The following is a 23740-nucleotide window of genomic DNA, read 5'->3' on the forward strand; positions in this document are numbered from 1 at the left end:
CATTGCCTATCCGGGACGTTCATAGCTGACCATCGTCAGCAATTCGTATTCCGCGACCTGTTCGTCGTCCTGATTGGTCAGCGTCGCATTCCACGCGACTTCGCCATAGCTGTCGGTGCGCTGCGTTTTGCGCTTGCAGGTGAGGCGCACCTTGATGCTGTCGCCGGGGCTGACCGGTTTCTGGAAGGACAGGCTGTTGAGGCCGGTGTTGGCCAGAACCGGACCGGGATCAGGTTGTACGAAAAGCCCGGCGGCAAAGGACAAGAGCAGGTAGCCATGGGCGACGCGGCCCGGGAAGAAGGGGTTCGCCTTGGCGGCTTCCTCGTCCATATGCGCGTAGAAGGTATCGCCGGTGAAATGCGCAAAGTGCTCAATATCGTCGAGCGTGACGGTGCGCGATTTGGTGTGCAGCGTCTCGCCGATCCGGATTTCGCGGAAGGTGCGCTGGAAGGGGTGGTCGGGCCCTTCGATTTCGGGCGCGCCGGGAATCCACTGGCCGGTGATGGCCGAGATAACATCGGGGCCACCCTGAATCGCGGTGCGCTGCATGTAATGCATGACGCCACGAATGCCGCCCAGTTCCTCGCCGCCGCCCGCGCGGCCTGGGCCACCATGGACCATGTGCGGCATGGGAGAGCCATGGCCGGTCGCGGCCTTTGTGCTGTTGCGACCCGTGATGTAGAGACGCCCGTGCCAAGCGGCGCTGTCGAGCACGACCTGCCGCGCGACCTCTGGATCGCCGGTCACCAGCGAGGCCACGAGCGAGCCGCCGCCCCGGTTGGCAAGCTGCGCCGCGTGGGCCAGATCTCGATAGGGCATCAGCGTCGAAACCGGGCCAAAGGCTTCGAGTTCGTGAACTGCTTGGGCCGCGTCCGGGTCATTGCATTGCAGCAGGGTCGGCGCGAGAAAAGCGCCATCGGGGCCGGCGCCGATCAGATCGAGCGTTTCCGGGTTGCCGGTCAAACGGATGGTTTCGCCTGAAAGGGCGTGGAGCTTGCCGAGGACATCCTCTTTCTGAGCGGCAGAGGCGAGCGCGCCCATGCGGACGGAGTCGTCTGCCGGGTCACCGATCGTGGTCTTCGACAGCCGTTCCATCAGCGCCTCGCTGGCGTCCTTCATCGCGGACTCAGGCACGATGATGCGGCGGATGGCGGTGCATTTCTGACCCGCCTTGGTGGTGATCTCGTTCGCGGCCTCCTTGATGAAGGCGTCGAATTCCGGGGTGCCGGCAGTTGCGTCGGGGCCAAGGATCGTCGCGTTCAGGCTGTCCTGTTCGGAATGGAACCGCACCGAATTGCGCATCAGCGCGGGGTTGGCGCGCAGGTGCAGGGCAGTATCCGCTGAGCCGGTAAAGCTGACCACATCCTGCGGTGTCAGCCGGTCGAGCATATTGCCGGTGCCGCCGATCACGAGCTGGACCGCGCCTTCGGGGAGCAAGCCCGACTCGATGATCATGCGAAAGCAGGCCTCGGTCAGGTAGCAGGTCTGGGTGGCGGGTTTGACGATGGCGGGCATCCCGGCCAGCAGAGTCGGCGTGAGCTTTTCCAGCATCCCCCAGACCGGGAAGTTGAAGGCGTTGATATGGACTGCAACCCCTTGCATCGGCACGCAGATATGCTGCCCAAGGAAGGAGCCGTCGCGCGACAGACCTTCGGGTGCGCCATCGACATAGACGTGGCCGTCGGGCATTTCGCGGCGGCCTTTGCCCGCGATCACCATCATCGTGCCGATGCCGCCTTCGATATCGACACCGCCGTCGCGGCGGGTCGCGCCGGTCAGCGGGTTCAGGGCGTAGAGCTCTTCCTTGCGCTCGGCGATATAATGGCCGACCGCCTTGATCAACTTGGCGCGTTCATGGAACGTCAGCGCGCGCAGGGCAGGGCCGCCGGTCAGTCGTGCCCAGTCGAGCATGGCCTGCACATCAAGGCCAGCGCCGCCTGCCTGCGCGATCAGCTTTCCATTGACGGGGCCATGGACGGCGCGCGCCTTTTCATCCGGCGCGATCCATTTGCCCGCCGCAAAACTTTCGGGTTTCAGCATGGTCTCTCTCCCCTTGTGGTTGGGGGCACCATGACCGAGGCGCGGGGCGAAATCAACACTATTGACCGCATGGTCGGTTTTGTGCAGGGTGCAGCCCGAGGAGCAAGGGGGGAGACAGCGATGACGCCGCAGGAGAGGGCAGAACGCAGCGCCGAGGCGATGTGGGCCACGGATTCGGCCTCGAAATGGCTGGGCCTGTCGCTGGATGCCATCGGGCCGGGCACCGCGACCATGTCGCTTACCGTGCAGGAGCATCACCTGAACGGCCATCGTATCTGCCACGGCGGCTATATCTTTACCCTTGCCGACAGCACATTCGCCTTTGCCTGCAACAGTTACAATCAGGTGACGGTGGCGCAGGAAAACTCGATCACCTTCATCTCGCCCGGCCAGCCGGGAGAGCGATTGACGGCCACGGCTGTCGAGTCGGCGAAATCCGGCAGATCGGGCGTTTACGATATCACCGTGACAGGCGAAGATGGGCGCAAGGTGGCTCTGTTCCGGGGCCTCTCACGTACCATCAAAGGTCAGAATTTCGAGGAGACATCATGACTGTAGCTTATATTTGCGACGGGTTGCGTACCCCTATCGGGCGTTACGGCGGCGCGCTTTCGTCGGTTCGCCCCGATGACATGCTGGCCCATGTGATCAAGGAGGTCATGGCGCGCAACCCGGGACTGGAAGTCGATGAGGTTCTCGCCGGCTGCGCCAACCAGGCGGGTGAAGACAACCGTAACGTCGCGCGTATGGCGGTGCTGCTGGCGGGCCTGCCCGACACCGTGCCGGGTGCGACGATCAACCGTCTCTGCGGTTCGGGCCTTGATGCTGTCGGTTCCGCCGCCCGTGCCGTGCGCACCGGTGAGGCCGAGGTGGTCATCGCCTGTGGCGTCGAAAGCATGAGCCGTGCGCCGCTGGTCATGCCCAAGGCCGACAGCGCCTTTTCGCGCAAGGCGGAGATCTATGATACCACCATCGGCTGGCGTTTCGTGAACAAGGAAATGCACAAGCATTTCGGCACCGATTCCATGCCGGAAACCGGTGAAAACGTCGCGGCCGACTTCCAGATCAGCCGCGAGGATCAGGACAAGTTCGCCCTGAGATCGCAGGAAAATGCCGCCAAGGCGATTGCCTCGGGCCGCATGGCGCAGGAGATCACCCCGGTGTCGATCCGCCAGCGCAAGGGCGATCCGATCATCGTCGATACCGATGAACACCCCCGCGCCACGACGTTGGAAAAGCTGGGCAAACTGCCGACCCCGTTCCGCGAGAACGGCACCGTGACGGCGGGCAATGCCTCGGGCGTGAATGACGGCGCGGCGGCGGTGATCATCGCCTCGGAAGCGGCTGTCGAAAAATACGGCCTGACCCCACGCGCCAGGGTTGCAGGCATGGCGACGGCAGGCGTGCCGCCCCGGATCATGGGCATGGGCCCGGCCCCGGCGACGGAAAAGTTGATGGCGATGCACGGGTTGTCGATCGGCGATATCGACCTGATCGAACTGAACGAAGCCTTTGCGGCACAGGGGCTTGCGGTGATGCGCCAGCTTGGTCTGGCCGATGATGCCGAACATGTGAACCCCAATGGCGGAGCCATCGCGCTGGGCCACCCGCTTGGCATGTCTGGCACCCGTCTGGCGCTGACGGCCTCGCAGCAGATGATTAATGAAGGGCTCGACCGCGCGATCTGCGCCATGTGTATCGGCGTGGGGCAGGGTATCGCGGTGATGCTGGAGAAAGTGTGATGAAAGACCTGACGCCTCGTAAAGAAGACCTGAACCCCATCGAGATTGCCAGCCGCGACCAAATCGCCGCGCTGCAGCTTGAACGGATGAAATGGTCGCTGGCACATGCCTATGAAAATGTGCCCTTTTACAAGGCGTCATTCGACAAGGCGGGCGTACATCCCGATGACCTTCAGAGCCTCGCCGATCTGGCGAAGTTCCCTTTCACGGTCAAACAGGATCTGCGCGACAATTACCCGTTTGGCATGTTCGCCATCCCGCGCGAACAGGTCAAACGTATCCACGCCTCGTCGGGAACAACAGGGCAGCCCACGGTTGTGGGCTACTCTGAAAACGATCTGAAGAACTGGGGCGAGGTCGTGGGCCGGTCTTTGCGCGCCTCCGGTCTCTGCCCCGGTGACATCCTGCATAACGCCTATGGCTATGGGCTTTTCACAGGCGGCCTCGGCATTCACCTCGGCGCGGATTCGCTGGGGCTGACCACAGTGCCGGTCTCGGGCGGGATGACCCAGCGACAGGTGCGGCTGATCGAGGATTTCAAACCCAAGGGGATCACCGTGACGCCGTCCTACGCGCTGTCGATCCTTGACGAATACGCGGCGCAGGGGCTCGACCCGCGCGACAGTTCGCTCGAGGTCGGTATCTTCGGTGCCGAACCCTGGACCAACGCGATGCGGCTGGAAATCGAAGCCGCCTTCGACATGCACGCCGTCGATATCTACGGACTTTCTGAGGTGATGGGGCCGGGCGTGGCCAATGAATGCGTGGAAACAAAGGACGGGCTGCATATCTGGGAGGATCATTTCTATCCCGAGATCATCAACCCGACGACCGGCGAAGTGGTGGCGGACGACGAGCAGGGCGAACTGGTCTTCACCTCGCTGACGAAGGAAGCTTTTCCGATCATCCGCTACCGCACCCGCGATCTGACTCGCCTGCTGCCGGGCACCGCGCGGTCGATGCGGCGGATGGAAAAGATCACCGGTCGCAGCGATGACATGATCATCCTCCGTGGCGTGAACGTGTTCCCGACCCAGATCGAGGAACAGCTGATGACCGTGAAAGGTCTGGCGCCGCATTTCCAGATCGAGCTGAGCAAGCCTGACCGGATGGACCAGCTGACCGTGCTTTGCGAAGCCGCGCAGGACTGCGCCGGGGAGGACGCGCGCAAGGCGGCGGCCGGGGATCTCGCGCACAAGATCAAGGCAACGGTCGGGATCAGCGTGAAAGTGCTGATCGCCGATCCCGGCGGGGTCGAGCGCAGCCAGGGCAAGGCCGTGCGGATCATCGATAACCGCCCCAAGAGCTGATGCCCCGGGGCGTTGCACGCGACCACGATGAAAAACGTGCGGCCCTGCGCAAGGGGGCGGCACGCTATTTCGCGCGACAGGGCTATGACCGCGCCTCGATGACCGGCGCCGCCCGTGAATGCGGGGTCTCCAAGGCCCTGATCTATCACTATTACGACCGCAAGGAGGCGCTGCTCTTCGACATTCTCGAGGCGCACCTGACCGAACTTGTCGAGATGGTGGAAGAGGCGAAAGACGATGCCTTGCCGGGACTGATCCGTGCGATCCTGATGGCCTATGCCGATGCGGACGCGGAGCACAAATTGCAGATCGGCGCGCTGGAAACCCTGCCACCCGAAATGCAGTCCCCCCTAATCGCGCTGCAGCGCCGTCTCGTGGTAATCTTTTCCGACGCGATTCGCGCAGAGCGCCCCGACCTGCAGGCGGACAGGCTCCGCGCGCTCACCATGTCGGTTTTCGGTATCCTGAACTGGTTCTACATGTGGCACAGACCTGACAGGGGCCTGACCAGGGAAGATTATGCCGAATTGATAGCCAAGTTCGTCGACGCGGGCCTGTCCGGCCTCTCTGATTGAGGCACCTTCGGTGCCGTTTCCTTCTACTCGTCATCCGCCTTCGGCTGCTTCCTCGGATGTGCCTCCGGCGGGGATATTTTTAGACCCAAAGAAGGGGTTTGTGCTTCTTTGGGTCTTAATAATCCCGGGGGTGATTTGCCCGAAGGGCAAGAGGGGGCTGGCCCCTTTCTGCCGTTGCCGCTAGGGAAAGCTTCCGTGGCAGAACCAGTTTGGAAGCAGGATCGCGCCTCGACCAAAGTAAATCCAGAGAGGTTTTCCAAACTCGTGGAAAGCTTTCCAGTAATCGCGGATGCCAGTACGCCAGTCGGCCAGATCGAACCACCACTCGGGTAGTATTCGTTCGGGTCCTTGCAGGGCGACAAGCGACCATTGGCGACCGCGCCAGCGGAAAGACGCTTTTGGTGCTTCCGAGGCGGGATGGTGGACAGGTTCGGGCGGCCAGATCAGCAGCGGCCGGGGCGCGGCGGGCGGCGGCCAGTCGCTGGCGGGATCGGACCAGGCTGCGGCCAGGGTCAGCGCGGATTTATCGGGAAGGTGGCTGGTGCCGGGATGGCGGCGGGTGACGGTTTCCAGCCCGATTCGGGCGCCGATCTTGCTGACCAGATCGTGCAGCAGGGCGGGATCGGTGCGTTTCTCGCCGGCGATCCTGTTGGCCTGAAGGTGACCGACAGGTTTTTTGCGGGTGAGGTCTTCGGTCGAAATGCCCACGAGCCGCAGCATGTCGATGCCGAATTCCGCGTCGAGATCTTCGATCTTCATTTCGAGCAGCGGGCGGATCCGGTCAGGAGAACAGGTCGCTCGGGCAAGCTGGATGAGGCGGATATCAGCCTGCCCGTCGGGACGGTGGGCTTCGAGGCGCAGGCTGCGCAACCCGCGTCCCTTGTCCTGGATCTTTTTGCAGAGGGAGGGCAGCATCCGGTCGAGCGCGGCCATCACATCCTCTTTCAGCCCGATCGGGTCGGGCATCGTCATTCTCACGGCAAAATGTTCTTCGGCCTCGGCGGGCGAGACCGGTTCGGGCACGCTGCCCAGGGCCTGGTCAAGGCGCAGCAGGAGAGATTTCCCAAAGCGGCGGGCGAGGGCGGCGCGGGGCTGACCGATGATGTCGCGGACATGCCGCAGACCGAGCCGGTTGAGCTGTTCCGTGGTTCCGGGTTCCAGTCGGAGGGCGGTAACGGGGAGCGGGGCGAGCGCGGAGTGGTTTTGTCCGGGAGCGGCGATGCGGCCCGTGAGGGGCGTCGTGCTGCGGGGGGCCTGCGGCGCGCTGCCCCCCTTGCTCCAGTGTTTGCGCTTGCCCGCGCGGGACCGGGTTGCCCGGGCTTCCTGATCAATCGCATCGCCATTGCGCAGGCTTCCCCCGGATTCGCCGGAAAACCGGGCCAGCGCCCAGGCGGCACCCAGCGTATCGGCGATGCCGCATTGCACGGTCAGCCCCATGTCACGGCCTTCCTCTTCGATCCGGGCGATCACGCCTGTTTCGCCACCGAAGAGATGCGCGCAGCCGGTCAGATCGATCACCAGCGCATCGGGCGGGGCCTCTGCCACCCAGGGGCTGTATTTGCCGGACCACCGGCGCAGGGCATTGAGAAAACTGGTCTCGGCGGCGGGGTTGCGCATACGGGTATGCAGGCCCGCGCAGCTTGCCTGTGCATCGCGCAGCGACTGGCCCACGTGCAGGCCAAGCCTCAGGGCGGGGCCGTTTAACGAGGTGATAACCTGCATGTTGGATTGTTCAGCCACGATGGCAAGCGGTGCATCTTGCATATGATGCTCGAACCGGAGGACGCGTTCGGCGCCAAGGCGCGGAAACCAAAGGGAAAGGATACGACGGTTGGGCATGATCAGGCGATTCTGGCGACTCATTTGTTCATGTTTTGTTCTATATGACTCGAATCCTTTTCGGAGTCGAGATGCCCGGAGTGCTCGGCTTTCACAGCGTGGAGTTGTTCTGACCGTTCTAGCGGCGCTGGGGCTGGCGACGATGGCGGTGTCGCAGGATACGGCATGGGATGGACACGTGCTACGTCGCGTGGCAGCTATGAATGATGCCCGCGTTGTGATGGGGCGGTTGCATGACATGGCGGGGGCGAATGCGATATTCCACCGGGATCGTGCGCGGCTGGATCGCAAAGCGTTGATAAAGTTCTCGAAATCCCTGCCGCGCCTGTTTCGCAAAGAGCGGATGGACCTGCACAGCCGGGCAAAGCCAGGGGTCTGGGAAAACCGGGCGATGTTCCGGGTGCGGGCGCGCATCGCCCTTGCCGCGGCGCGCGGGATCAATCCGCGCTCTGCGGAAACGCTGCGCGCGACACTGCCCGACATGTTGCAGGCCTGTCTCGACTGTCACAAGCAGTTCCGCGCGCCGCCGTGACTGGCGGGGACAGGAAAGATCAGCCGCACCAGACGCGGGTGATCGTGTAATCCTCGGTGACATTCACGTTCACGCGCTGGGGCTTGTATTCCTGCGTGTAAAGGGAGTTGGGCGGGATGATCCGGACATCGGCAGGTAGGACCGGACGGGATTGGGCAAAGGGCTGACCGACAACCGCCTTCTGCTCTTCGCTGAGGCAGGCGGAGGCCACCGCCGACTGCTCTGGTGTGGTGGGCGAGGTGGCGGTCGTGGTCGCGTTGTTGGGCCCGCAGGCAGCCAAGAGCAACACGAGAGGCAGCATCCATTTCATGCGCCGGTCTCCTTCCAGATTTCGTTCCGATCCTGCCCGCATCATTGCACAAATGTGGGGTCGGACAACCCGGAGAATGCGTCTTGGCCCGGAAATCTACCGATACGGCAACGGGTTGGCCGGGCAGTGCAGGACCGAGTGCGGTTCAGCGCCGGCCCTCGCGCAGCCAGCCGCCGACGATCAGGACAGAGGCGATCAGCAGCACCAGCCAGGGTGGCAGCAGGGCCATCTGGGTGACATCGCGGGTTTCATAGGCGTCGCGCGGCGTAAGCCCGATCCAGCCCCGGCCCGAGGCGGGACGGCCGGGCCGGATGTCGCGCAGTGAGGGAATCTGGTCTTCGATGCGGAAGACACCGCCGCGCATCGGTTCGATCACGGGCGCAAGCACTGTATCGGTGGCGATGGTCTGCTCGAATTCGCGCGGAGCTGCGGGGCCAAGGCCAATCACCGCCTCACGTTCGCCCTCGGCCAGCCGGTAGAGACCGATATCCGCGCCCTCGTAGGTGCTCTCGAAGCGGCCCGGGCTGACCTCTTCCAGCGTGATGGTTTTGGTCGTGCCATCGGGTCTGGTGATGGTGACCTCGCCGATTTCCTCTTCGAGCGTGCGTCGGATGATCTTCATGGTCTGACCCGATGTGACCTCGGCCCAGAGCGCCTCTTCCTCGAGCTCGGGTTCCTTCATCATCCAGTGGGCGAGGCGGCGCAGCAGTTCAAGCTGCGGGCCGCCGCCCTCGTAGCCGCGATTCCAGAGCCACGCGTGGTCGGATGCAAGCAGGGCGACACGACCTTCGCCAACGCGGTCGAGGATCAGCAGCGGCCGGTTGTCGATGCCGGACATGACGATATTGCCTGAACGCGGTTCGAGTTCGATCTGGCGCAGCCAGGGTCCCCAGGTATCGGCGCCCTGGAAATCGCTGGTGACCGGGTGGCGCTGGCCGAGATCCGTGATCTCGGGGCGGTAGCGCTGTTCGATCACCCGGGCGGTCGGTTCGGCGGGCAGCACCCGTTCAAGGGGGGAGCGGAAGATACTGTCGGCGCTGGCGAAATCAGGACCGGCCGCGACAAGGACGGCACCGCCCTTGTTCACATATTCCGCCACGTTGTCGAGGTAGAGCGCAGGCAGGATGCCCCGCCGCTTGTAGCGGTCAAAGATGATCAGGTCGAAATCGTCGATCTTTTCCAGAAACAGCTCGCGGGTGGGAAAGGCGATGAGGGAAAGCTCGCCCACCGGCACACCATCCTGTTTCTCGGGTGGGCGCAGGATGGTAAAATGGACGAGATCGACGGAACTGTCCGATTTCAGCAGGTTGCGCCATGTGCGGCCACCGGGGTGCGGTTCGCCTGAAACCAGCAGCACGCGCAGGCGGTCACGGACTCCGTTCATCTGGATCAGGGCCGTGTTGTTGCGGTCGGTCAACTCGCCCTCCGCTTCGGGGACGGTGAACTGGATGACGTTGCGCCCGCCATGGGGTAGGGTGAGCGGCAGGTCGATGTCCTGACCGATGGGCACGTCAAAGCTCTGCGGGTCACCGCCGTCGACCGAGATTTCAAGCGGTGCTGTGGCACCTGTTGCCGGGGCCGTGCCGCTGTCTTCCACCCGTAGGGTCAGCGTGACGGGTTCGCCGATGATGGCAAACGCCGGGGCGTTGCGCACGATCAGGCGGCGATCCCAGTCCGTTTCACGCCCGGTAAGCAGCAGGTGCATGGGTGCCGGGAGGTCAGGCGTCATGTCGAGATCATGGGCCCGCCCGTCGCTGAGCGCGACGATCCCGGCGATGCGGGCGCGAGGTTCCTCGGCCAGTGCTTCGGTCAGGGCGGTCATCATGCGGGTGCCGGTATCGCCTTCGCCATCGGGGATCTGCACGCGGCGGATTTCGGTATTGTCGCGGGCGGCAAGTTCGCCGGTCAGCTCTTCGACGGCGCTGGCCAGTTGTTCGGGCCTGTCGGACAGGCGCTGGCTGGCGCTTTCATCTTCGAGCAGGATCACGATGTCGGAAAGCGGCGCGCGATCTTCTTCCTGATAGACCGGCCCCGCGAGTGCGCCGAGGATCACCAGCGCAGCAAGGCCGCGCAGCGCCCAGCCAGACAACCCGCGCCAGAGCGCGAGCACGACGCCGGCAAAGGCCAGCACGGCGAGCCCGGCCAGCAAGGGCCAAGGGATCAGCGGGTCAAAGAGAACGGTTCCGGTCATTGTCCAAGCCTGTCGAGGAGGGCGGGAACATGGACCTGATCGGATTTATAGTTACCGGTCAGCACATGCATTACGAGGTTCACGCCAAAGCGATAGGCCAGCTCGCGCTGGCGTTCGCCGGAAAAACCACGGCCCACGGGCAACAGCGCGCGGCCCTGTGCGTCGACGGCCCAAGCGGCGGCCCAGTCATTGCCGCCGATGACGACCGGGGTCACCCCGTCGTTGAGATTGCGAAACGGCATGCCTTCGATCTGTTCGGCATCTGGCGGCGCGGCTTCGACCCAGACATCGCGGCTGGTATGGCGACCGGGGAAATCCTGCAGCAGATAAAACGTGCGCGTGAGTACGTGATCGGCGGGCAGCGGTTCGAGCGGCGGAATATCAAGCGGCGCGGCGAGTTCCTGCAGCTTGCGTCCGTTCGGGCTCGACGTGCCGAAACGGGCGGTGTCCGCATCGCGGGTGTCGAACAGGATCATGCCGCCGGAGCGCAGGTAGGTGTTCAGCTTGGCATAGGCCTCTTGCGAGGGGATTGGCTGATCGGGGGTGATCGGCCAGTAGAGCAGCGGGAAAAACGCCAGCTCATCGGTTTCGAGGTCGATGCCCATCGGCACCGAGGGTTCGACCGAGGTGCGGAAGTAGAGCGTATCGGCCAGACCGCGCAGTCCGGCCTGTGCGACCTCATCGAGCTGTTCGTTGCCGGTCAGCACATGGGCGAGCACCAGTTCCGAGGTCGCCTCGATGGCGAAGGTGTCGGGGTCTTCGGTGCTTTGGGCGTGCAGGTCGCCGGGCTGGAACAGCAGCAGGCCCGCCAGCGCGGCGGCACCGGCGCGGGACAGCGCGAGACGGCCCGACAGCGCCAGCGAGGCGACGATATCGGCGGCGAGAAGCAGGATCGCGAGGCTTAGGAGCGCCCCGCCAAGAGGCTGTTCCTCTTGCACGGCAAGGCCTTCGACGGGCACGTCGGCGGGCCATGTGGCCGGGGTCAGTCCGCTTTCCCCGGTCAGCACGTTACGCGCCAGACGCCGGTCGCCATTGCGGTAGAGACCGGGGCGTAGATCGGGTCCGGTTGGGCTTGCCACGAGGTCCGGTCCGTCGACGCCGGGGAGTGTCGAGGCATCGGAGAGCGCGCCGAACCCGTCCATGATCTGGAGCGGAGTCCAGACCGTGCCTTCGAGATCGGCGGCCTCGGGCGTCTTGGCGGTGGAGGACACGGCGAGCCGTTCCAGCATCTCGACGAAGAGGCCGGATAGCGGCAGCGAAGACCATTCCGCATTGGCCGTCACATGGAACAGCACGACCTGTCCCTGACCGATCATCTTGCGGGTGACCAGCGGTGTACCATCGGTCAGACGGGCAATGACCCGGTCGGCCAATGCGGGGTCGGGCTGGGCCATGACCTGCGCGGAGACGGTGACATCTTCGGGCACATGCAGTCCGTAGAATGGCGACTCCGGAGGGAAGGCGTCGAGCGATTTCGGCTCTCCCCAGCTCATCGCGCCACCGACGCTGCGGCCACCGGCACGCAGGCGGACCGGCATCAGCGTGTCTTCCTCATTGCGGGAAATGTCGCTTGCTGCGAGGCGTGTGCCCGCAAAGCGGAGCAGCAGCCCGCCTTCTTCGACCCATTCGGTCAGGGCGGTCTGCTCGCCGGGGGCAAGCGTGGCCACATCGGCCAGAACGATTACGTCCGGGTTGGCGGGCAGAACGTCCATCAGCGCCCCGTCTAGGAGGTCGGCGGTGGGGATCAGTGCCTGTTCGAGATAGTGCAGTGGCGAGAGCAGTTGCAGACCTTCGCGGTCGTCACGACCCGCGATCAGCGCGACCTCGCGGCGGCGCAGACCGTCGTCGGTGAGGGTGACGGCCCCGGCGGCGCGCTGGCCACGGATTTCAAACCGGGTGATGCGGGCGCGCAGTTCTGACGGCAGGATCAATGCGGCGGTGGCCGTGGTGTCGCCATCGGCGAATGTGGCGGTGGCCTGCGAGAGGGTGCGGGCGGTGCCAGCGGGGTCGCGGCCCTCGGCCAGAATGGTGATTTCGCGTTCCGGTCCGGGCTGCGAGCGGCGGGCGGTCAGCTGGATCGCGCTGTCCTCGAACGTCACCGGGGCAAGGCCCGTGACCGAATTGCCGGTCTGGTAGACACGCAGCGCACCGCGTTCGCCAAATGCCTCGGTTAGGCGGGCGCGCCCGGGGTAGTCGAGGGAGTCGCTGAGCCAGTGGGTGTCGAAACCCTGCGGCGACTCTGGCAGTGCGGCTATGATCGCGGCGATCTGTGCTTCGCTCGGGCTCCACGGGGCGGGAGTCAGCCCAGCGAGCCGGTTGCGCCAGATATCGGCAGACTGAAAATTAATCCCTTCGGGATTGCTGAGGCGCAGGATCGCTACCGGCCGGTTGGCGCGGGCGGCTTCGGTCAGTTGCGCGTCGATCAGGTCGATCTTGTCGGTCCATTGGGTTGCGCCTGCCCAGCTTGCGTCGAGTGCGATGAGCAGCGGGCCTGACCCGGTTTCGGCGCGGTTCGGGTTCAGCACGGGACCGGCAAGGCCTATGATGATCGCGGCAATCGCCAGCATCCGCAGCAGCAACAGCCACCACGGTGTGCGGTCGGAAACGGATTCGTCATCCTTGAGGCCAAGCAGCAGCGCGACGCCGGGAAAACGTCGCCGTATTGGCGCGGGCGGCACCGCGCGCAGGATCAGCCAGAGGATCGGCAGCACCAGAAGCCCCAGCAAGAGCCAGGGCGCGGAGAAGCCGATACCGGCGAGAACGGTCATGATGTGCCCCTGTCCAGCGCGCGATAAAGCCAGAGCAGCGCCGATTGCGCCGAGTCGCCGGTGTGATGTGTGCCGTAATGCCAGCCGGTCAGGCGGCAGAGCTGCGAGAGTTCCTCGCGCCGTTCATGCAGGCGTTGCAGGTAGCGGTCGCGCAGGTCGTTGGCCTTGAGCGTTTCGTGGCGGAGCGAGCCGCCGACGCTTTCGAATATGGTGCGGCCGCGAAAGGGAAACTGTTCCTCGGACGGGTCGAGCACCTGCATCAGCACGCCGCGAACGCCACGGTCGGCGGCCTTGGTGAGCGCCAGCCGGACTTCGGTCATGTCGCCCATGAAGTCGGAGATAAACAGCGCGCGGGCATGGGGGATCATGGCCCGGTGCTCGGGAGGGGCGTAATCCTCGGAGGAATCCACGCTGAGGCTTTCCGCCAGCCGCATGATCTGCGCCTTGCCGCGCCGGGGTGGCAGGGCGGTGCCGGTCAGGCCGACGCGTTCGCCGCCGCGCACCAGAAGGATGGCGATGCCAAGGCCCAGAAGACGGGCGCGGTCGGCCTTGGTTTCCAGATGTGTGTCCGAGGAAAAGCGCATTGAGGCGCCCTGATCGACCCAGAGCATCACCGATTGCGCGATCTGCCATTCCCGTTCGCGCACGAATTGGTGATCGCCGCGCGCCGAGCGGCGGTGGTCGATCATGCGGCGGCTGTCGCCGATCTGGGCAGGACGGTATTGCCAGAAATCATCGCCCATGCCCGCGCGCCGCCGGCCGTGATCGCCCAGCAACACGGTGCCGGCCAGATGGTCGGCGCGCGCAAGCAGCGGCGGTAGTCGGCTCGCTTCGGCTTCGGCACGGTGGCGAAGGGCGTTTGATTGTATCACGCAGCAGCCTCGGTCCGCGTCAGGCTTGTCGCGGTGGTTTCAATAAGTTCGGCGAGGCTGTCGCCACGGGCGCGGGCGGCAAAGTTCAGTGCCATGCGATGGCTGAGAACCGGGCGGGCCATGTCGATCACATCCTCGGCGCTGGGCGCGAGGCGTCCCTGCAGCATGGCGCTGGCGCGGACGGTCATCATCAGGGCCTGCGCGGCACGCGGGCCGGGGCCCCATGCGACGGTATCGCGCACCCGTTCAGAGGCATCCGGTTCGTCGGGACGGAAGGCGCGGACCAGATCGAGGATCATTTCCACCACCGATTCGCCCACCGGCATGCGCCGCAACAGGGTCTGTGCGGCTAGCAGTTCGTCGCGGGTGAAAACCGCGGTCGCCTTGTCCTCGCTCACGCCGGTGGTGGCGAGGAGAATGTCGCGTTCGGTATCGCGGTCGGGGTAATTCACGTCGATCTGCACGAGGAAACGATCGAGCTGCGCTTCGGGCAGAGGATAGGTGCCTTCCTGTTCGATCGGGTTCTGGGTGGCCAGGACGTGGAAGGCGCGGCCAAGGTCACGGTCGGCGCCGGCGACGGTCACGACCCGTTCCTGCATGGCCTGCAGCAGCGCCGACTGGGTACGCGGGCTGGCACGGTTGATTTCATCCGCCATCAGCAATTCACAGAAGATCGGCCCGGAAACGAAACGGAAATTCCGCGTGCCATCGGCTGAGGTGTCCAGAACTTCGGAGCCGAGAATGTCGGCGGGCATCAGGTCGGGGGTGAACTGGATACGGTTGCCATCAAGGCCCATCACCGTCGAAAGCGTTTCGACCAAGCGGGTTTTCCCAAGCCCGGGAAGGCCGATCAGCAGCGCGTGACCGCCGCAGAGCAGGGCGGCGAGCGTCAGGTCGACGACCCGTTCCTGACCGATGAAACGGCGCGTGATGGATTGCTTGGCTTCGGCCAGTTTGCTTTCCAGCGCCTCGATCTCGGCAACCAGATCTGAGGTATCGGACATGACTTTCCTTTCGGGCGACGTATATGACCTGTATGACTGTTACTCAGTGTATCGTGCAGAAAGGAAATGGCAAAAGCTATGAGCGGACAAAATGCCGTTACCCCGTCAGCCGAAGGCATCGCTGCCTCGATCCGAGCCGCAAAGACGCGCGGATTGCCGCCGGTTCATCTTTGGGATCCCGAGTTTTGCGGCGATCTGGACATGACGATCGCCCGGGATGGCACCTGGTTCTACCTTGGTACGCCCATTGGGCGGCCCGAACTGGTGCGATTGTTTTCGACGATTCTCAAGAAGGAAGACGACAAGTATTTCCTTGTGACGCCGGTCGAAAAGGTCGGCATCACGGTCGAGGACGCGCCCTTTGTGGCTGTGGATTTTGAAACCAAAGGTGAAGGGCGTGATCAATTTCTGACCTTTACCACCAATGTGGGCGACACCGCGATGGCCGGAGCGGACCATCCGATTCGTGTTGAGCGGGATCCGGAGACCGGAGAACCGTCGCCTTACGTTCTGATCCGCGCAAATCTCGAGGCGCTGATCGACCGCAAGAGCTTTTACCGGCTGGTCGAGGTGGGCGAACATCACGAGGACTGGTTTGGCATCTGGTCGGGAGGTCAGTTCTTTCCGATCATCCCGTCCAAGGACCTGCCTGCCTGATCTATCCGGCAAATTCGGGTGGGACGGGTTGATTTTCTCAACGGATTAAGGTTTGTTATCGCTAACATCGTGATGCCTGAAAACAGGACGATCATCGCCGTGCAGCCAGAACCGAAGGTGAGGAAGCTATCATGGCCCTGAATTCTACCGTCGCTCGCGTGACCGAGCGGATCATCGAACGCAGCGCGCCGACCCGGCAGCCCTATCTTGAACGGATGCGGGCAGCCGGAGAGCAAGGCCCGGCGCGGGCGCATCTTTCATGTAGCGGACAGGCGCATGCCTATGCGGCGGCGGGCGAGGACCAGGCAGAGCTTGCTACCGGTTCTGCCGGTAATCTCGGGATCGTGACCGCATATAACGATATGCTTTCGGCGCATCAGCCGTTTGAGCGTTTTCCCGATCTAATCCGCACGGCCGCGCGCTCGGTCGGCGGGACGGCGCAGGTGGCGGGCGGGGTGCCTGCCATGTGCGACGGGGTCACACAAGGCGAGGCGGGAATGGAGCTGAGCCTGTTTTCCCGCGATGCCATTGCGATGGCGACGGGCGTTGCCCTGTCGCATAACGTTTTCGACGCGGCGGTTTTTCTAGGGGTCTGTGACAAGATTGTGCCGGGGTTGGTGATCGCGGCGCAGGCATTCGGGCATCTGCCAATCGTGTTTCTGCCCGCCGGTCCGATGACCAGCGGCATCAGCAACGACGAAAAGGCCAAGGTGCGTCAGCAATTCGCTGCCGGGGAAGTCGGGCGCGAAGAATTGATGGCGGCGGAGATGGCAGCCTATCACGGGCCGGGAACCTGCACCTTTTACGGCACGGCCAACACCAACCAGATGCTGATGGAGTTCATGGGGCTGCACCTGCCCGGTTCGAGCTTTGTAACGCCCAATACCGGTTTGCGTGATGCGCTGACACAGGAAGGCGCGCGGCGGGCGCTGTCGCTGAGCGCTCTGGGCAATGACTATACGCCGACCTGCGATATTCTGGATGAACGCGCCTTTGTGAACGGGATCGTCGGGCTGAACGCGACGGGCGGGTCGACTAACCTGTTGATCCATCTGGTGGCGATGGCCCGGGCCGGGGGGATCGTGCTCGACTGGGAGGATTTCTCGGAACTGTCCGACGTGACGCCGCTGATGGCGCGGGTTTATCCGAACGGGCTGGCCGATGTGAACCATTTCCATGCGGCAGGCGGGCTGGGCTATATGATCGGCGATTTGCTGAAAGAGGGGATGCTGCATCCCGATACCAAGACCGTCGCGGGGCAGGGGCTTGAGCATTACACGGCGGAACCCAAGCTGAAAGGTGACACTTTGGGCTGGGAAGCCGGTTCTGGCGAGAGCCTGAACGAAAAGATCCTGCGGCCTGCAAGCGATCCGTTCCAACCGACGGGCGGGTTGAAACGACTGGCGGGCTCGCTCGGGACAGCAGTTATGAAGATCTCTGCCGTGGCGCCGGAGCATCGCGCTGTCGAGGCGAAAGTGCGCGTCTTCCACGATCAGGACGCGGTTAAGGAGGCATTTCGCGCCGGGGAGTTCACCGAGGACACAATTGTCGTCGTGCGCTTTCAAGGGCCCAAGGCGAATGGGATGCCCGAGCTGCATTCGCTGACGCCTGTGCTGGGGGTCTTGCAGGGGCGTGGGCTGAAAGTGGCGCTGGTGACCGATGGCCGGATGTCCGGGGCCTCGGGCAAGGTGCCCTCGGCGATCCATGTCTGCCCCGAGGCGCTGGACGGCGGGCCGATTGCGCGGTTGCGTGACGGGGATGTGCTGCGGGTCGACGCGAATAGCGGCGAGCTGGAATTCCTGACGGAAGGCGTGATGGACCGTGATCCGGTCGTGCCGGATCTTTCGGCCAATGAATTCGGGACAGGGCGCGAGCTGTTCTCGGTCTTTCGGCGCACCGTTGGCGCGGCCGATACCGGCGCAACCGTATTTGGAGTTTGAACATGTCGATGACCGGAAGCGAAGCGAGCCGCCGCACGCGCGAAATTTGCCAGACCGCGCCGATTGTGCCGGTGCTGGTGGTCAAGGATGCCGCGAAGGCCCGGCCTCTGGCCGAGGCGCTGGTGGCCGGGGGGCTGCCGGTGCTGGAAGTGACTCTGCGCACACCGGCCGCACTGGATGTGATCCGCGAGATGTCTGGGGTGACGGGCGGGATCGTCGGAGCCGGAACGCTGGTGACGTCACAGGATGTGCGCGCGGCCAAGGAGGCCGGGGCGACATTCGGCGTATCGCCCGGCGCGACTGACGAATTGCTCGCAGCCTGCGAGGCCGAGGATCTGCCGCTTTTGCCGGGGGCGGCGACCGCGACGGAAGCGATGCGGTTGCTGGTGCGCGGCTATGACATGATGAAGTTCTTTCCCGCCGAAGCCTCGGGCGGGGCACCGGCGCTGAAGGCCATCGGCGCGCCGCTGCCGCAGATTTCCTTTTGCCCGACCGGCGGTGTCAGCCTGTCGAACGCGCCGAGCTATCTTGGCCTGTCGAACGTGGTCTGTGCCGGGGGCAGCTGGGTGGCGCCGGGGGATGCGGTCGAGGCCGGAGACTGGGCGCGGATCGAGACGCTTGCGAAAGAAGCCAGCGCGCTTTGATCGTGGTCGCGCAATCTGAGCGTGATTTGGCCGCAATCACAGGTTACGACTTGGTGAACGAGCGTTGGAGCCTTCATGCCGAGATTTGCCGCGAACCTGTCGTTGCTGTTTACCGAGTTTCCCTATCTGGAAAGATTCGAGGCAGCGGCCCGGGCGGGATTCCGGGCCGTGGAGATCCTGTTTCCTTATGAATTCCCGGCCGGGGAAACCCGGCGTGCGCTGATCTCAAACGATCTCGAACTGGTTCTCATCAATGCGCCGCCGCCGAATTACACTGGCGGGGATCAGGGGTTCGCAGGCGTACCGGGGGGCGAAGCGCGGTTCCAGTATGACATGCGCCGGGTCATGCGTTTTGCCGGGGAATTCCATCCCGGCGTGATCCACCTGATGTCGGGATACAGCGAGGACCCGGCGGCGGTGGATGTGCTTGTACAGAACTTGCAATGGGCGTCGGATATGGCGCCGATGCAGCAGTTCACCGTCGAACCGCTGAACCGCACCGACCAGCCGGGCTATGTGCTGAGCGATTTCGACCTTGCGGCGGAGGTACTGGCCCGGGTGGGGCGCGACAACGTCGGGCTGCAGTTCGATACCTATCACGCGCAGGTCATCCATGGCGATGCGCTGGCGGTCTGGGACCGGGTCGCGCCGCTGGTGCGCCATGTGCAGGTCGGCGATGTTCCGGGCCGGGTGGAGCCCGGCGGCGGGCATTTCGATTTCCGTGGGTTTTTCGAGATGCTGGACGCGACCGGCTATGCGGGCTGGGTCAGCGCCGAGTATCACCCGAGGACGAAACTGACCAAGGACAGCCTTGGCTGGATGCGGTAGCGGGGGCTCTGCCCCGTCCGCTGACGCGGACTCCCCGGGATATTTTCAGACCCAAAGAAGGATCAGTGCGCTTCGGCCCAGTTCTGTCCGCGTCCCGCATCGACGGTCAGCGGCACGGCGAGATCGACCGCCGGGAGAGCAGCGGATTCCATGACCTCGCGGGCTTTTTCGATGGTCTGGTCGACGTGGTCGTCGGGAACCTCGAAGAGCAGTTCGTCATGGACCTGCAGCAGCATGCGGGCGGGCAGATCTTTCAGCGCGGCGGGCATCCGGGTCATGGCGCGGCGGATCACGTCGGCGGCGGTGCCTTGGATCGGGGCGTTGATCGCGGCGCGGCGGGCGAAACCGGCATGCGGACCCTTGGCGTTGATCTCGGGCGTGTGGATTCGGCGACCGAACAGGGTTTGCACGTAGCCATTGTCCTTGGCGAACTGGATGGTGTCATCCATGTAAGCGCGGATGCCGGGGAAGCGTTCGAAATAGCGGTCGATAAAGCCCTGCGCCTCGGCCCTTGGGATGCGCAGGTTGCGGGCGAGGCCGAAGCCGGAGATGCCGTAGATCACGCCGAAGTTGATCGCCTTGGCCTGACGGCGGATGTCGGGCGTCATGTCATCAAGCGGCACGTCGAACATTTCCGATGCGGTAAGCGCATGGATGTCGATGCCGTCGGCAAAGGCCTGTTTCAGTTCCGGGATGTCAGCAATATGGGCAAGGATACGCAGTTCGATCTGGGAATAGTCGAGCGAGAGCAGGGTATTGCCCGGCTCGGCGATGAAGGCTTCGCGGATGCGGCGGCCCTCTTCGGAGCGGACCGGGATGTTCTGCAGGTTGGGCTCGTTGGAGGAAAGGCGGCCGGTGTTCGCACCGGTGATGGAATAGGAGGTATGGACGCGACCGGTGTCGGCGTTGATGTGGTTCTGCAACGCGTCCGTATAGGTCGATTTCAGCTTTTGCAGCTGTCGGTAATCGAGCACGCGGGCGGGGAAATCATGCAGGGTCGCCAGGTCTTCGAGCACATCGGCGGGGGTGGACCACTGGCCGGTCTTGGTTTTTTTGCCGCCCTCGAGGCTCATCTCTTCGAACAGGATCGAGCCGACCTGCCCCGGGGACTGCACATTGAATTCGTGACCGGCGAGTTCGTAAAGCTCGGCCTCGAGCCCGGCCATTTTCTGCGAAAAGGCGTTGGACATGCGCGAGAGCGTGTCGCGGTCGACCTTGATGCCATGCATTTCCATCTGCGCGAGAACCGGCACCATCGGGCGTTCCATGGTCTCGTAGACGGTGGTGACGCGGGCGCGGTGCAGCTGCGGTTTGAAGATCTGCCAGAGGCGCAGGGTGATATCCGCGTCCTCGGCCGCGTAGGGGGTGGCATCCTCGATCGGGACCTTGTCGAAGGTGATCGCCGATTTGCCGGTGCCGAGCAGCGGCTTGATCGGGATCGGCGTGTGGTTGAGATAGCGTTCGGAGAGCACATCCATGCCGTGGTTATGTTCGCCCGCATGAAGCGCGTAGGACATCAGCATAGTGTCGTCGATCGGCGCGATGTCGATGCCGTTGCGGGCAAAGATCTTGGCGTCGTATTTCATGTTCTGGCCGATCTTGAGGATGGCGGGATCCTCGAGCACCGGTTTCAGCAGGTCGAGCGCCTCTTGCAGGGGGATCTGGCCGTCGAGCAGCCCATCGGAGCCGAAGAGATCACCGGCCTTCCCATCCTTGTGGGTCAGCGGGATGTAGCAGGCATGGCCGGGGTCGACGCAGAGCGAGATGCCGACCAGATCGGCGGTCATTTCATTGAGACCGGTGGTTTCCGTATCAACGGCCACATAGCCGCGTTCTCGGATGCGGTCGATCCAAGTCTCTAATGCGCCCGTTTCGGTGACGCAGTCATGCTGCGCCTTGTCGAAGGCGGGCATTTCCGGGGCATCCTCACCCGTTTTTTCGACAGGCGGTTCGGGAATGGCGGGGGCCTCGACGTCGAGCTTGTCGGCGATGCGTTTGGTGAGCGTGCGGAATTCCATTCGGGTCAGGAAGTCCATCAACTTTTCCGCGTCCGGATCGCGCACTTCGAGATCGTCGAGGGTAAAGGTAAGCGGCGTCTCGCAGTCGAGCTGGACGAGCTTTTTCGACAGTTCGATCTGATCGCGCATGTCGATGAGGGTCTGGCGGCGCTTGGGCTGCTTGATTTCCTCGGCACGGTCGAGAAGTGATTCGAGATCGCCGAATTCGTTGATCAGGAGCGCGGCGGTCTTGATGCCGATACCGGGCGCACCGGGGACGTTATCAACCGAATCCCCGGCAAGCGCCTGCACATCCACGACGCGCTCGGGGAAGACACCGAATTTCTCGAAGACACCGTCACGGTCGATGCGCTTGTTCTTCATCGCGTCGAGCATTTCGACGCCGTCGCCGACAAGCTGCATCAGGTCCTTGTCGGAACTGATGATCGTTACCCGGCCGCCAAGGTCGCGGGCCTGGCAGGAGAGGGTGGCGATGATGTCGTCGGCCTCGTAACCTTCCATTTCCTCGCAGGCGATGTTGAAGGCGATGGTGGCCTCGCGGGTCAGCGGAATCTGCGGGCGCAGGTCCTCGGGCATGGCTTCGCGGTTGGCCTTGTACTGGTCGTACATGTCATTGCGGAACGTATGGCTGCCCTTGTCGAAGATTACCGCCACATGGGTCGGCGCATCGGGACCGGTGCTGTCTTCGACATAGCGCTGCAACATGTTGCAAAAACCCGAGACCGCGCCGATGGGCAAGCCGTCTGATTTACGGGTCAGCGGGGGCAGAGCATGATAGGCGCGGAAGATAAAGGCGGACCCGTCAATCAGGTGCAGATGGCATCCCTTGCCGAATTGCGTCTTGCTCACTTTGGCCCCCTTTGGTCGGTCATTGGCCGAGTTATCCCGTATCGGCGCGCGAGGGGCAATCGCTGATCTTGCGCATTTCGACGGCTTGCCGGGGGTGTTCGCGTCACACGCTAGCCGGAGCCTTGCCTTGGGGGCTTGTGCCGGCGCGCGGGACGCGGTCACTTGGCAAAGTAAGGCAACGCGCGGGAGGCAAAGATGGAAGCGGCGGACAAGACCCGGATCATGAAAGCGGTGGATGCGCTGTTCGATGAGGAGGTCGCGTTTCTTGCGGAGCTGACCTCGCACCCGTCGACGCGGGGCAATGAGCAGAGCGCACAGGATTTCATCGCGGGAGAGCTGGATACGCGCGGCTACGAGGTCGACCGCTGGCAGGTGAAGGTCGAGGATATCCGCGACATGCCGGGGTTTTCGCCGGTGATTGGGAATTACGAGGACGCGGTGAACGTGGTGGGCACACGGCGGGCCAGTTCGGGCGGTGCCTCGCTGATCCTGAACGGGCATGTGGATGTGGTGCCCGAGGGGCCGCTCGACATGTGGGATACGCCGCCTTTCGAGCCACGCATCGACGACGGATGGATGTATGGGCGCGGCGCCGGGGACATGAAGGCGGGGATCGCGTCGAACCTTTTCGCGCTCGATGCGCTGCGTGATTGCGGAATGGGACCGGCCGGGGACGTTTTTTTTCAATCGGTGGTCGAAGAGGAATGTACCGGAAACGGCGCGCTGGCCTGCCTGGAAAGGGGCTATCGGGCGGATGCGGCGCTTATCCCCGAACCATTCGACGAAATGCTGGCCTGCGCGCAGCTTGGGGTGATCTGGTTTCAGGTGCATCTGCGGGGCATGCCGACCCATGCGGCTTATGCGGGCGAGGGTGCCAATGCCATCGAAGCGGCGATTCCGATCATCGCCGCCCTGCGCGAGATGGAGGAACGCTGGAACGGGGCCGAGCACCGGCATGGCGCCTACGAGCATGTCCACCATCCACTGAACCTGAATATCGGCAAGATCCAAGGCGGCGACTGGGCGAGTTCGGTGCCCGCTTGGTGCGTGCTGGACCTGCGGATGGGAATTTTTCCCGGTCAGGATATTGAAAGTTGTAAGACCGAGATTGAGACGGTCATTCGTGAGGCCGCGCAGAAAAACGCATTTCTTCGCAACAGCTTGCCGGATGTGATCTATCACGGCTTCCATGCCGAGGGATATGCGCTGGGCGACGATGGCAGCGACAAGGCGAAACGCGCGATCAGCGCGCTTGAGGCCGCGCATGACGGGGTGAATGGGACGGCATTGAAACAGGTGCCGCTGACCGCAACGACCGATGCCCGGTTTTTTGGCCTTTACGCGGATACGCCTGCGTTGGTCTACGGTCCGGCTTCCGAGGCGATCCACGGTTTCAACGAGCGGGTCGATCTGGAAAGTCTGCGGCGTGTGACCCAGGCCACCGCGCTGTTCATCGCGAACTGGTGCGGGCTGGAGCGCCTTTAAAAAGCCTTTAGCGTGCGATGGGAATGTCACACTGATGGGGGAAAGGATTTTGCGTCTTCACCCTAGAGGTGGGGTTTATATAACGAAGATTAAGTCCTTTTCCCGGCGCTATTTTCGCGGATTTCGAGGTTGTTCA

General features: G+C 63.7%; 18 protein-coding genes. 10 read left to right on the forward strand and 8 right to left on the reverse strand.

What is annotated here, in order from left to right:
• Positions 1 to 6: 6 nt before the first annotated feature.
• Positions 7 to 2040 (reverse strand): phenylacetic acid degradation bifunctional protein PaaZ, encoded by a 2034-nt coding sequence (gene paaZ / locus MF268_RS21420; RefSeq protein ID WP_238372897.1) that lies wholly within the window; start codon positions 2038 to 2040, stop codon positions 7 to 9.
• Positions 2041 to 2160: 120 nt separating this feature from the next.
• Between paaZ and paaI the strand changes: the two genes are divergently transcribed.
• The 4 genes from paaI to MF268_RS21440 are packed head-to-tail and all read left to right on the forward strand — an operon-like array spanning position 2161 to position 5667.
• Complete coding sequence (gene paaI, locus MF268_RS21425; RefSeq protein ID WP_238372955.1) at positions 2161 to 2592, forward strand: hydroxyphenylacetyl-CoA thioesterase PaaI; 432 nt, start codon at positions 2161 to 2163, stop codon at positions 2590 to 2592.
• Positions 2589 to 3782, forward strand: coding sequence for a 3-oxoadipyl-CoA thiolase (pcaF, locus tag MF268_RS21430; protein ID WP_238372898.1), 1194 nt, complete (start codon positions 2589 to 2591; stop codon positions 3780 to 3782). The genes paaI and pcaF overlap by 4 nt, the downstream gene beginning before the upstream one ends.
• Positions 3782 to 5092: a phenylacetate--CoA ligase PaaK gene (paaK, locus tag MF268_RS21435; protein ID WP_238372899.1), complete on the forward strand. Its 1311-nt coding sequence runs from the start codon at positions 3782 to 3784 to the stop codon at positions 5090 to 5092. The genes pcaF and paaK overlap by 1 nt, the downstream gene beginning before the upstream one ends.
• On the forward strand, positions 5092 to 5667 hold the full coding sequence (locus tag MF268_RS21440; RefSeq protein WP_238372900.1) for a TetR/AcrR family transcriptional regulator: 576 nt from the start codon (positions 5092 to 5094) through the stop codon (positions 5665 to 5667). The genes paaK and MF268_RS21440 overlap by 1 nt, the downstream gene beginning before the upstream one ends.
• A 180-nt stretch (positions 5668 to 5847) precedes the next feature.
• On the opposite strand, the gene MF268_RS21445 is transcribed toward MF268_RS21440, so the two are convergent.
• The gene (locus MF268_RS21445) at positions 5848 to 7530 is read right to left on the reverse strand and encodes a Y-family DNA polymerase (protein ID WP_238372901.1); all 1683 of its coding nucleotides are present in this window, start codon (positions 7528 to 7530) and stop codon (positions 5848 to 5850) included.
• A gap of 118 nt (positions 7531 to 7648) precedes the next feature.
• Here MF268_RS21445 and MF268_RS21450 point away from each other — a divergent pair, with 118 nt between their 5' ends.
• Positions 7649 to 8038 carry a cytochrome c gene (locus tag MF268_RS21450; protein WP_238372902.1) on the forward strand — a complete coding sequence of 130 codons (390 nt, stop codon included), beginning with the start codon at positions 7649 to 7651 and terminating at the stop codon, positions 8036 to 8038.
• A 19-nt stretch (positions 8039 to 8057) separates the two neighbouring features.
• Here MF268_RS21450 and MF268_RS21455 read toward each other — a convergent pair whose 3' ends face one another.
• The 5 genes from MF268_RS21455 to MF268_RS21475 form a co-directional block, all read right to left on the reverse strand.
• Entirely contained in the window at positions 8058 to 8348 is a 291-nt protein-coding gene (locus tag MF268_RS21455) for an I78 family peptidase inhibitor (protein ID WP_238372903.1), read from the reverse strand.
• 145 nt (positions 8349 to 8493) lie between these two features.
• Positions 8494 to 10539 carry a hypothetical protein gene (locus MF268_RS21460; protein WP_238372904.1) on the reverse strand — a complete coding sequence of 682 codons (2046 nt, stop codon included), beginning with the start codon at positions 10537 to 10539 and terminating at the stop codon, positions 8494 to 8496.
• The gene (locus tag MF268_RS21465; RefSeq protein ID WP_238372905.1) at positions 10536 to 13307 is read right to left on the reverse strand and encodes a DUF4159 domain-containing protein; all 2772 of its coding nucleotides are present in this window, start codon (positions 13305 to 13307) and stop codon (positions 10536 to 10538) included. Before MF268_RS21465 ends, MF268_RS21460 begins: the two co-directional genes overlap by 4 nt.
• Positions 13304 to 14179 carry a DUF58 domain-containing protein gene (locus MF268_RS21470; protein WP_238372906.1) on the reverse strand — a complete coding sequence of 292 codons (876 nt, stop codon included), beginning with the start codon at positions 14177 to 14179 and terminating at the stop codon, positions 13304 to 13306. Before MF268_RS21470 ends, MF268_RS21465 begins: the two co-directional genes overlap by 4 nt.
• Positions 14176 to 15183 (reverse strand): AAA family ATPase, encoded by a 1008-nt coding sequence (locus tag MF268_RS21475; RefSeq protein ID WP_238372907.1) that lies wholly within the window; start codon positions 15181 to 15183, stop codon positions 14176 to 14178. The genes MF268_RS21470 and MF268_RS21475 overlap by 4 nt, the downstream gene beginning before the upstream one ends.
• Before the next feature lie 78 nt (positions 15184 to 15261).
• Here MF268_RS21475 and MF268_RS21480 point away from each other — a divergent pair, with 78 nt between their 5' ends.
• The 4 genes from MF268_RS21480 to MF268_RS21495 all read left to right on the forward strand — a co-directional run bounded on the left by MF268_RS21480 (position 15262) and on the right by MF268_RS21495 (position 19252).
• Positions 15262 to 15840, forward strand: a complete 579-nt coding sequence (locus MF268_RS21480) for a DUF1285 domain-containing protein (RefSeq protein WP_238372908.1) — start codon at positions 15262 to 15264, stop codon at positions 15838 to 15840.
• 131 nt (positions 15841 to 15971) lie between these two features.
• On the forward strand, positions 15972 to 17780 hold the full coding sequence (gene edd / locus MF268_RS21485; protein WP_238372909.1) for a phosphogluconate dehydratase: 1809 nt from the start codon (positions 15972 to 15974) through the stop codon (positions 17778 to 17780).
• 8 nt (positions 17781 to 17788) lie between these two features.
• Positions 17789 to 18424, forward strand: coding sequence for a bifunctional 4-hydroxy-2-oxoglutarate aldolase/2-dehydro-3-deoxy-phosphogluconate aldolase (gene eda, locus MF268_RS21490; RefSeq protein WP_420485456.1), 636 nt, complete (start codon positions 17789 to 17791; stop codon positions 18422 to 18424).
• 75 nt (positions 18425 to 18499) lie between these two features.
• Positions 18500 to 19252 (forward strand): hydroxypyruvate isomerase family protein, encoded by a 753-nt coding sequence (locus tag MF268_RS21495; RefSeq protein ID WP_238372911.1) that lies wholly within the window; start codon positions 18500 to 18502, stop codon positions 19250 to 19252.
• 62 nt (positions 19253 to 19314) lie between these two features.
• Here the strand turns inward: MF268_RS21495 and polA are convergent, their stop codons facing one another.
• The gene (gene polA / locus MF268_RS21500; RefSeq protein WP_238372912.1) at positions 19315 to 22119 is read right to left on the reverse strand and encodes a DNA polymerase I; all 2805 of its coding nucleotides are present in this window, start codon (positions 22117 to 22119) and stop codon (positions 19315 to 19317) included.
• 195 nt (positions 22120 to 22314) lie between these two features.
• Here polA and MF268_RS21505 point away from each other — a divergent pair, with 195 nt between their 5' ends.
• Positions 22315 to 23604: an ArgE/DapE family deacylase gene (locus tag MF268_RS21505; protein ID WP_238372913.1), complete on the forward strand. Its 1290-nt coding sequence runs from the start codon at positions 22315 to 22317 to the stop codon at positions 23602 to 23604.
• The last annotated feature ends 136 nt before the right edge of the window (positions 23605 to 23740 follow it).

It is taken from the genome of Heliomarina baculiformis (assembly GCF_019966545.1).
GTDB lineage: Bacteria > Pseudomonadota > Alphaproteobacteria > Rhodobacterales > Rhodobacteraceae > Heliomarina > Heliomarina baculiformis.

Coding starts and splice junctions, on each gene's coding strand:
- MF268_RS21480 (WP_238372908.1), top strand. CDS start 15,262: ATGAGCGGACAAAATGCCGTTACCCCGTCAGCCGAAGGCATCGCTGCC.
- MF268_RS21440 (WP_238372900.1), top strand. CDS start 5,092: ATGCCCCGGGGCGTTGCACGCGACCACGATGAAAAACGTGCGGCCCTG.
- MF268_RS21445 (WP_238372901.1), bottom strand. CDS start 7,530: ATGAGTCGCCAGAATCGCCTGATCATGCCCAACCGTCGTATCCTTTCC.
- MF268_RS21465 (WP_238372905.1), bottom strand. CDS start 13,307: ATGACCGTTCTCGCCGGTATCGGCTTCTCCGCGCCCTGGCTCTTGCTG.
- MF268_RS21505 (WP_238372913.1), top strand. CDS start 22,315: ATGGAAGCGGCGGACAAGACCCGGATCATGAAAGCGGTGGATGCGCTG.
- MF268_RS21475 (WP_238372907.1), bottom strand. CDS start 15,183: ATGTCCGATACCTCAGATCTGGTTGCCGAGATCGAGGCGCTGGAAAGC.
- paaZ (WP_238372897.1), bottom strand. CDS start 2,040: ATGCTGAAACCCGAAAGTTTTGCGGCGGGCAAATGGATCGCGCCGGAT.
- eda (WP_420485456.1), top strand. CDS start 17,789: ATGACCGGAAGCGAAGCGAGCCGCCGCACGCGCGAAATTTGCCAGACC.
- MF268_RS21455 (WP_238372903.1), bottom strand. CDS start 8,348: ATGAAATGGATGCTGCCTCTCGTGTTGCTCTTGGCTGCCTGCGGGCCC.
- MF268_RS21495 (WP_238372911.1), top strand. CDS start 18,500: ATGCCGAGATTTGCCGCGAACCTGTCGTTGCTGTTTACCGAGTTTCCC.
- paaI (WP_238372955.1), top strand. CDS start 2,161: ATGACGCCGCAGGAGAGGGCAGAACGCAGCGCCGAGGCGATGTGGGCC.
- edd (WP_238372909.1), top strand. CDS start 15,972: ATGGCCCTGAATTCTACCGTCGCTCGCGTGACCGAGCGGATCATCGAA.
- pcaF (WP_238372898.1), top strand. CDS start 2,589: ATGACTGTAGCTTATATTTGCGACGGGTTGCGTACCCCTATCGGGCGT.
- MF268_RS21450 (WP_238372902.1), top strand. CDS start 7,649: ATGGCGGTGTCGCAGGATACGGCATGGGATGGACACGTGCTACGTCGC.
- paaK (WP_238372899.1), top strand. CDS start 3,782: ATGAAAGACCTGACGCCTCGTAAAGAAGACCTGAACCCCATCGAGATT.
- MF268_RS21460 (WP_238372904.1), bottom strand. CDS start 10,539: ATGACCGGAACCGTTCTCTTTGACCCGCTGATCCCTTGGCCCTTGCTG.